The sequence below is a fragment of the Chloroflexota bacterium genome (assembly GCA_020850535.1).
GTDB lineage: Bacteria > Chloroflexota > UBA6077 > UBA6077 > JACCZL01 > JADZEM01.
Genome location: JADZEM010000041.1, coordinates 88,471 through 97,298 on the forward strand (window position 1 = coordinate 88,471; position 8,828 = coordinate 97,298).

The window sequence follows — 8,828 nt, forward strand, 5'->3', positions numbered from 1 at the left end:
GGGGAGGGGTCATCCCCGCTGACGCCCATGTGCCCGTCTGCGATACTACCGCGCGGGACACCAGACGAGACGAGAGGGAGATCACAGCATGGCGGACGCTCGGTCCAGCTTTTTCGTGATGCTCGAGCCCCAGGAGGGCGGCACCTACGAGGAGATGCTCAGCCTGGCGCAGCGCGCCGAGGCGCTCGGGTTCGGCGGCTTCTTCCGCTCCGACCACTACCACCCGATGAACGTGCCGCTGACCTCCGACTCGTCGGATGCCTGGGCGGTGCTGGCCGGCCTCGCGCGGGACACCAGGCGCCTGCGCCTCGGCACGATGGTCAGCCCGATGACCTTCCGCTACCCCGGCGAGTTCGCCAAGCTGGTCGCCACCATCGACCAGATGAGCGGCGGACGGATCGAGGTCGGCATGGGCGGCGGCTGGTTCCAGAAGGAGCACGTTGCCTACGGCCTGCCCTTCCCGGACGCCAAGGGCCGCCTCGACCTGCTCGAAGACTCGCTGGAGATCTGCACACGGCTCTGGTCGGACGGCGTCGGCCACTCTTACGAAGGCCGGCTGTTCAGCATCAAGGATGCGCCCGGCTACCCGAAGCCGGCCCAGCGCCCACACCCGCCCATCATCATCGGCGGCGGCGGACCGAAGCGGACCCCGCGCCTCGCCGCGCAGTACGCCGACGAGTGGAACGTGTTCGGCGGCCTCAACACCTTCAACACCCGCAAGGAACGCATCCTCGAGGCCTGCAAGGCCGTCGGGCGGGACCCGTCCACCATCAAGTTGACGATGGCCGGCCCGACGGTCATCGGTGTGGACGAGGCCGACCTGCGCCGCAAGGTCCAGCTGCGACTCGACCACAACAACCAGAAGGACACGGCGGACGACTGGATCGCCACTATGAGCGGCGATGGCTGGCTGGTCGGGACGGTCGATCAGGTGGCCGAGAAGGTCAACGCACTGAAGGCCGCCGGCGCGGAGCGGATCTACTTCCAGATCATCCCCGTGAACGACGACGGCCAGTTGGACATCATCGCCAACGAGCTGGCCCCGAAGATCACGTAGGCGCGAGGTTTCGGGCGCTGGGTTTCAGGTTTCGGGGGCGTACTCGGCCCTGGCGCTCGACCCCGATGCTGCTTCGACTGCACATACTCATCACGGCGGGCATCTGTACTTCGGATGCCCGCCGCGCCGTTTCAGGCCGTGGTACAGTGGGCGCTCCGCGGCGAACGTCCGTTCTTCCTGCGCCGCCGACCGACCGTCTGGCGGCGCAGGGCCATCCCTGGAGCAGCATCCGATGTCGATCTCGCCCACTGACGGCGCGGCAGCCACCGCCGTGCGATCCGCCGCTTCCTCGACGCGCGTGCGCCTTGGCGCGCACGTCTCCGGCGGGGGCCTGAAAGGCATCCCGGCCAAGGCCGTCGAGATCGGCTGCGAGGGCGTCCAGATCTTCGCAAGCTCGCCGCAGATGTGGCGGCCGCCCAGCATCAAGCCCGCCGACGCCGAGGCGTTCCGGACAGCCTGCCAGTCCGCCGGCCTCGGCCCGATTGCCGTCCACGCCATCTACCTTGTCAATCCGTGTGCCGAGGCCGACGAGCACCGCACCAAGACGATCGCGTCGCTGGTCGCCACGCTCAAGGCCGCCGAGTCGCTGGGGGCGTCCGTCGTGGTGACCCACCTCGGGAGCGCCAAGGGCTGCCCTAAGCCCGAGGCATTGGCCCGCTCCTGCGCCACCTTCGCCAGCATCCTCGAACAGTACAGCGGACCGGTCAAGCTGCTGTTCGAGACGAGCGCCGGGGCCGGCGAGACGATGGGCGGCACGTTCGACGAGCTTGGCGAGATGATCCGGACGCTCGGCGCGCCCGCGAACCTGGGCGCGTGCCTGGACACGGCGCACATCTTCACGGCCGGCTACGACCTCCGCACGCCGGACGACCTTGAGCGGACGATGGCCGCCTTCGACCAGCACATCGGCTTCGACCGGCTCGGGGCCGTCCACCTGAACGACTCCAAAGCGCCGTTCGGCTCGAACAAGGACCGCCACGAGAACCTGGGTGACGGCGAGATCGGCGCGGAGGCCCTGGCGCGCTTCGTCCAGCACCCGGCCCTCGGCGAGACGCCGCTCTACCTGGAGGTGCCGGGCTACGGCAAGGAAGGGCCGGACCGCCCGAACATGGAGCGGCTGCACGGATTCGCAGGCCGAGCGTTCCCGCTGCCGCCCCTGGCGGAGCCTCCTGCCGAAGCGTAGCCCGCAACCAATCGGCGGCCTGTGCGGGTTGTGCCTGTCGAAAGCTGGCCGCTGAGCGCTGACCGTTCCGAGCGGACCAGGGAGGGAATCAGATGCTGAGGCTTGGCAACGTCACCTTTGACTGCGAGAACCCGGGTCGCGTGGCCGAGTTCTGGGCTGCCGCGCTGGGCTACAAGGCCGAGACGTTCAACGAGTTCTTCGCGCAGGCGACGCACCCGGAGGGGACGCGGCCGAATCTGCTGTTCATCAAGGTGCCGGAGGGGCGGACGGCCAAGAACCGGGTTCACCTGGACGTGGAAGCTGACGACCGTGAGGCCGAGGTCGCGCGGCTCGTCGGGCTGGGGGCCACGCGCGGGGAGACCCACACGATGGCGGAGTACGGCATCACCTGGACCGTCCTGCAAGACCCCGAGGGCAACGAGCTGTGCGTCGGCCAGGAAGGCGAGCACTGACCGTCGTCTCCCTCGCCGTCGTCCGAATTTCGAAGCGGCCGCGCCGCGGGCCCGACCCATGACGCTTTCAGGCGGCAACCGCGCCACGCCCGTCACGCGACGCTGAGTACCACTATGTCATTCTGAGCGGATCGAGCTTGCGCGAGGAGCGAAGAACCTCACCCGCTGACGCAACAGTTGACGCTCTGTGGGTGAGATCCTTCGCAGGCTCAGGCTGACAGTCTGTCTCGCTTGGCTTGATCCCCGGCCGCGCCGTGGTCCGCTCGGCCAGGAGTGCGCCCGCGCCGGCGCTGAAGCAGGCAGTCACAAGGCACAGGACAGCCCGGCCGCCGACACACGCCATCGCGTCGGATGCGGATCGTGGTATCGTCTGGCGGTTGGGCAGTGTGCGCTGGAACGATCTAGCCATTCCAGGATTCCGCTGGCCCGCAGACTGACCTGACGAGGTACGCGATGGTAATCAGCGTTGAGGCTGGCACACTCACCGAGGAGCAGATCAAGTCGCTCCCGACCTACGACTGGGATATTGCCCAGGTCGGCGACACCGCGCCGCCGTTCACCTACGCCGTGACCGAGCAGAGCATCGCCGACTATTGCCGGGCCGTCCGCAACGAGAACCCGATCTACGTGGACGAGGCGGCGGCCAAGGCCGGGCCGTTCGGCGGGATCGTCGCGCCGGCCGGCTTCGCGTTCAAGTGCTCGCCGCTGCGCCGCAACGAGGTGATGCACGCGCGGGGCTACGCCTCGCCGGAGGAGAAGGCCGAGTACCAGACGCCGTACGCCAAGGCCGAGCTGTTCCCCGTCCGGCCCGTCCGCCCCGGCGATTCGATCACCTCGTTCATCTCGCTTGAGGAGAAGTACGAGCGGCGCGGCAACACGTTCATCACCTGGCGGGTGCGGGCGGTTGACGCAACGGGCGCGCCGACCCACCAGTACACCTACACGATCATCTGGCGGCAAGCCCCGCGCGATCCGAACGCTGCGCCGAAGGCCGCCGTCGCACCTGCCACGGCCCCGGCTGCGCCGGCTCCCGTGGCGGCTGAGGATGCGCTGCCAACGGTGGTCAAGCTGGAGTCCCAGGAGGCCATCGACCAGTACGGCGAACTGACGCGGGTCCGGCCGCGCATCGGCGCGAATCTCCACACGGACCTGGAGTTCGCACGCCGCACGATCTTCGGCGGCACAGCCAACATGGGCGTGGCGACGCTCGCGTACTGCGCCGAGGTGATCGAGAAAGGGTATGGCCCCGACGCGATGATCCGCCCGGGCACACACCTGGAGTACAAGGGCATCCGCCCGATCCGGGCCGGCTACGAGATCACGCTGAGCGGCAAGGTGACGGCCCGCCGCGACGGCGAGCACGATTGCGAGATCACGGTGACGAACCAGGACGGGATGCTCTGCGGCATCGGCATCGCGACGGTGGCGCTGGGGTAGAGGCGGAGGCCCTCACCCGCCCAGCCCAGTCGGGCCGCCGGGCCTGTGCGCGGGAGCGGGGAGACGGCCGAGACGGCGTCGATCTCCCCTCTCCCCTTGAGGGAGAGGGGTTGGGGGTGAGGGGTACGTTGGGGGGCTATCTGGCCCGTTAGAACTCCGAGTCGGGGACGGTCTCCGGGCTGGGCACCGGCGACAGCTCCGCCTGCGGCGCGCGCCCCTGGGTGATCAGGCCGCCGTCCACCAGCACGCTGATGCCCGTGATGTGTGAGGCGTCGTCAGCCGCCAGGAACGTGGCCGCCCAGGCGATGTCCGCGGGCGTCCCGGCCCGTCCGGTCGGCACGACGGTCGCGCGCCTGGCCTGCTCCAACTCCGAGAGGGACAGGAAGGGCCGTGTGGCGATCAGCCCGGGCTGGATCGAGTTGACCCGCACGCCCCAGGGCGCGAGATCGACGGCTGTCGCCCGCGTGAACGAGTCGACAGCGCCCTTCATGGCGTCGTAGGCCACCGAGTTGCGGTGCGGCCGGACGGCGCCATTGGTGCTGATGTTGATGATGCTGCCGTTCCGCTTCCTCGCCATGATTTTGGCCGCCCGGTGGGAACAGTAGAACAGCATCCCCAGGTTGGCGGCCATGAACCTGTCCCAGCCTTCGGCGCGCATCTTCAGGAACGGGCCGCGCTCGCCGAGGTTCACGGGCATCAGGGCGTTGTTGACGAGGATGTCCAGCGTGCCGAAGCGGTCAACCGCCTGGGCGAACAGCTTCTCCACGTCGGACTCAACGCTGACGTCGGAGTGCACGGCGATCACCTCGCCGCCGTCCTCTTCGACCTGCCCGGCCGCGCCAGGCAAACGGTCGGCGTCGATATCGCAGATGATGAGCTTCGCACCCTCGCGGGCGAAGCGCCGCGCGATGCCCAGACCGATGCCGCCGGCCGACCCGGTGACCAGCGCGACCTTGCCTTCAAGCAGCCCCATGCATGCCCCTCAGTCTCATAGTGATGACGTGTGCCACAGGGAAGAGGATACACTCGCGCCCCGGGGGTGCGGTTCCTGCCTACCGTGCTCGGGCCGGCGCGGAGCCACGACCGCCAAGCGACGTGACGTCAACCACGTCCACCACGAGGTACAGGTAGCCACTCTCGACGCTGACCGGGAACGTCTCGACGGCGTACGGTCCCTTGACCATGCCCGGCGCGGGGGCGTCCGGATCCTCGGCTGGCAGGACGGCATCTGGACCGTCGGTGTGCGCCGCGCGGGTGCCCGGCTCGTTGGCCTCGGTCGGCGTCGGGTTGGCCGTCACGATCATCCGGTTCTTGACCCGGTCCGGGGTGGCAACCGGCACGTCCGGTGTGACTGCCTCGGGCTTCTCGACGTTGACGACGTAGGAGCGCACGCGCAGCCGCTTTGGATCGCACCAGGACTGGCCAGTCCGAACGCTGAACTCCCAGCCGTGCTGGATGCAGGCGAGGATGTCCTTGGTCTCGTTGTACTCGAAGGTGCCCGGCGTGTCGGACTTGAGCGCACCCCAGAGCTTGCCCTCGCAGAGCGGAGCGCCCTGGTGTGGGCATCGATTGCGGATGGCGAAGAACTCGCCGCCCACGTTGAACACGCCAATCGACCGTCCGGCGACCCGCACGATCTTGCGGCTGCCAGGGGGGATCTCTTCCGACTTGCCGACCACGAACTTCATTGCATCATCCTGAGCGGGGGTTCTGGGTGCTGAGTTTCAGGTTTCGGGGAGGTGAGGTACACCGAAACCTGAAGACGTGCATCGTGTGAGACGTCATCCTGAGCGGAGCGAAGGATCTCCCAACCATGACGGTCAGCGGGTGAGGTCCTTCGCTGCGCTCAGGATGACATGGGGTGTGCGGGGGTGACACTGGGGGTGTGCGGGGGTGACGCTGGGAGCGGGTGCGGGGTGATTCGTGCTGCGTGGTGAGGCGAGCCGCTGCGTTCCACATACGGCTTGCCTCGCCGACTCGTCGTCTACAGGCCGTACAGCCGTCGGCCGTTCTCGAAGTGAATCTTGGCCCGGATCTCCTCCGACAGGATCGTCGGGAGGGCGAAATCCGGATCGTCCGAGTCCCAGTGCGGGTAGTCGCTGGCGAACAGGACGTTGTTCACCATCGGCCCGAAGTGCTCCATCAGCTCGACGAACTGCTGGGGCTTGTGCGGCTCCTCGACGGGCTGCGTCGTCAGATAGAGGTGGTCCGGGAAGTACTCGGACGGCTTCCGCTTGATGTGGGGAACCTCGCTCTTGAGCAGCGACCAGGCCGAGTCCATCCGCCACATCAGCGAGGGCACCCAGCCGAAGCCGTTCTCGACGGACACAAACTTGAGCGTCGGGAAGGCGTCGAACACGCCTTCGAGGATCAGGCTGGCGACCTGTGCCTGGGCCGCCTGGGCCGGGCTGACGTGATCCTCCAGGTAGAAGGAGCCCCAGCCTGCTCCGGTGATCGGGTTGCCGTACGAGCCGAAGGCGTGCGACATGAGGTGCAGCCCGTGCTTCGCCGCCGCCTCGTAGATCGGCCAGTACTTGCGGCGGCCCATTGGCTCCTGGGTGCGGCCCATGAACTGGACCTGCACGAACCGCTTGTCATGGGCGACGCGCTCGATCTCGGCCACGGCCGCCACCGGGTTCTCGATCGAGATGGCGATGGACGCCCGCAGGCGCGGCTCGGGGTTGAGCCACTCGTTGATCTGCCAGTCGTTGACGGCCGTGGCGAGCGCGGCATCCAGCTCGAAGTTGAGCTGGCGGCCAGCCGGCGTCAGCGGGATGGTGATCGCATGGGCGACGTTGTACGGGTCGAGGTAGTCCTTGGCGGACCAGCCGACCTCGGAGCCGGAGACGCGGCCCGACGGCGGCCGGGCGTCCTCGCGGTGATCCATGAAGCGCGGGTAGGTGCCGCCAGCCGGCCCGCGCAGGCCATGGGTCTCGATGTGGGTCTGCCACCCCTTCGAGAGATACGGGTACAGATCCTTGATCGAGTTCATCTCGTTGTGGAAGTCGCCGTCGATCAGCGCCGGCCGGGTCTTGGAGCGATTCTCGGAGCGGGGAAGCGTCTGAACCATCGGATACCACCTCTCCCTCGGGCCGCCCTGGAACGGTAGGTCGCCCTCGTGCGTGCGGATCGCCCTCGATACTGTGTGCCTGACGCCCCGTTGCGCCAGGGGGTGTGACGCGGTCGGCTGGCGCGGGCGAGGCCAGCCGACCGTGAGCGCGGGTGACGTCAGGCCAGCGTACCGGCCGTTCAGCTTACAGGCCGTACACGTTACAGGCCGTACAGCGCGCGGGCGTTCTCGCTGCGGACCTTCCGTGCCAGCGAGTCTGGCAGATGCCGGATCAGTGTCGTCTCGGGGTCGGCGGCGTGCACGCGCGGAAAATGGCTGGCGTACATCAGCATGTCGTCCGAGCCAAGCTGCTCGACGACTTCCAGCAACTGACGCGGGCTGTTGTCCGGTCCGTCGAGCGGCTGAACCGTCAGGCGGATGTGTTCGCGGATGTACTCGGAGGGGGCACGGCGGACCCACGGCACCAGCCGCCGGAGGTTCTTCCACTCCTTGTCGAAGCGCCACATGTGCGGGGCCAGCCAGGTGAAGCCGGCCTCGATCAGGGCCACCCGCAGGCTCGGGAAGCGGTCGAAGACGCCCTCGCAGACGATGCTGGTGACCTGGGTCGCGAAGACGCCGGCCATGTCGATGTACTCTTCGATGAAGTACGACGGCCAGCCGGAGGGGGTCGGCGGGACGCCCGGGACGCCGCCGAACTGGACGCCGGCCACGAGGTTGTGGCGGGCGATGGCCTCCCAGACGCCGTGGTAGATGCGGTTGCCCAGCGGGTGCGCCGTGCGGACGGGCAGGGCCACCTGGACGAAGCCAGGGTGGTCGGCGACGCGCTCGATCTCGCGGACGGCCGCCTCGGGCACCTGGATCGGCACCACGATGGAGGCCCGCAGGCGCGGCTCCTTGTCGAGCCACTCCTTGATCTGCCAGTCGTTGAAGGCGGTGGCAAACGCGACGGCCGCGTCTGGATTCTTGAGGCTGTCGACCGGGTACGGCGCGCAGAGGATCGCCGCTTCGGCGCCAGCCCCGAGGATCTGGTTCCGCACGACGCCCACGGTGGAGGCGGGCGGCGGCCCGGCGGCGGCAGCGGCGCGGCTGCGCCCCGTCAGCGGGGCGGGCACGTCCTCGGGGGCCGGCCGGCTGTTCGGGCGGGCGGCAATCGGCGAGTTGGCGGGATAGTAGGTCTCGGTTGGCCCCTTGAACTGGGTCTGTTCGAGATGCTCGACCCAGTAGGGCGGCAGGTAGTCGTACAGTGCGCGGACGCTGGGGATGTCGTTGTGGACCGCTGCGTCGATGACGGACTGGCCGGTGGCCGCCCTGAGATCGCCGTCGATCTCCGTCTGGATCATGCGCGCATCCTCCTGACCGGGGTGATTGTACGGCGAAGCCAGCCCACATGAGGACGCGCCGATGCCTCCCCACAGAAGCATGATACCCGAGCAAAAGCGTTTTGGTCATGAGCCGCGTGAGGCAATGCAGGGCGATTGCATGTTGATGTCGTCGTGCAGCGTCGTCGGGGCTTGAAAGCCCCGCCTACGATCCTGCAGTCGCTGCGCGACGCTCCAGTCGCACCAGTGCCGGCCGTTCCCGACGGCCGTCGCGCAGCGACGGCATGACGGTAGGCGGGGACTTCAGTCC

Annotated in this window: 8 protein-coding genes; 4 read left to right on the forward strand and 4 right to left on the reverse strand. The window is 68.3% G+C overall.

The genetic code is table 11. The annotated features are described in order from the left end of the window. Positions 1 to 88 precede the first annotated feature (88 nt). The 4 genes from IT306_06560 (at position 89) to IT306_06575 (ending at position 4,129) form a co-directional block, all read left to right on the forward strand. Positions 89 to 1,057: a TIGR03560 family F420-dependent LLM class oxidoreductase gene (locus IT306_06560; GenBank protein MCC7368065.1), complete on the forward strand. Its 969-nt coding sequence runs from the start codon at positions 89 to 91 to the stop codon at positions 1,055 to 1,057. 232 nt (positions 1,058 to 1,289) lie between these two features. Then, positions 1,290 to 2,240, forward strand: coding sequence for a deoxyribonuclease IV (locus IT306_06565; GenBank protein MCC7368066.1), 951 nt, complete (start codon positions 1,290 to 1,292; stop codon positions 2,238 to 2,240). 92 nt (positions 2,241 to 2,332) lie between these two features. After that, positions 2,333 to 2,692, forward strand: coding sequence for a VOC family protein (locus IT306_06570; protein ID MCC7368067.1), 360 nt, complete (start codon positions 2,333 to 2,335; stop codon positions 2,690 to 2,692). 453 nt (positions 2,693 to 3,145) lie between these two features. Beyond that, positions 3,146 to 4,129, forward strand: coding sequence for a MaoC family dehydratase (locus IT306_06575; GenBank protein MCC7368068.1), 984 nt, complete (start codon positions 3,146 to 3,148; stop codon positions 4,127 to 4,129). 148 nt (positions 4,130 to 4,277) lie between these two features. Here IT306_06575 and IT306_06580 read toward each other — a convergent pair whose 3' ends face one another. The 4 genes from IT306_06580 to IT306_06595 form a co-directional block, all read right to left on the reverse strand. Next, positions 4,278 to 5,102, reverse strand: coding sequence for a glucose 1-dehydrogenase (locus IT306_06580; protein MCC7368069.1), 825 nt, complete (start codon positions 5,100 to 5,102; stop codon positions 4,278 to 4,280). A gap of 79 nt (positions 5,103 to 5,181) precedes the next feature. Further along, complete coding sequence (locus IT306_06585; GenBank protein ID MCC7368070.1) at positions 5,182 to 5,817, reverse strand: Rieske (2Fe-2S) protein; 636 nt, start codon at positions 5,815 to 5,817, stop codon at positions 5,182 to 5,184. Between the two features lie 296 nt (positions 5,818 to 6,113). Next, complete coding sequence (locus tag IT306_06590) at positions 6,114 to 7,199, reverse strand: amidohydrolase (protein MCC7368071.1); 1,086 nt, start codon at positions 7,197 to 7,199, stop codon at positions 6,114 to 6,116. A 200-nt stretch (positions 7,200 to 7,399) separates the two neighbouring features. Beyond that, on the reverse strand, positions 7,400 to 8,539 hold the full coding sequence (locus IT306_06595) for an amidohydrolase family protein (protein MCC7368072.1): 1,140 nt from the start codon (positions 8,537 to 8,539) through the stop codon (positions 7,400 to 7,402). Positions 8,540 to 8,828 lie beyond the last annotated feature (289 nt).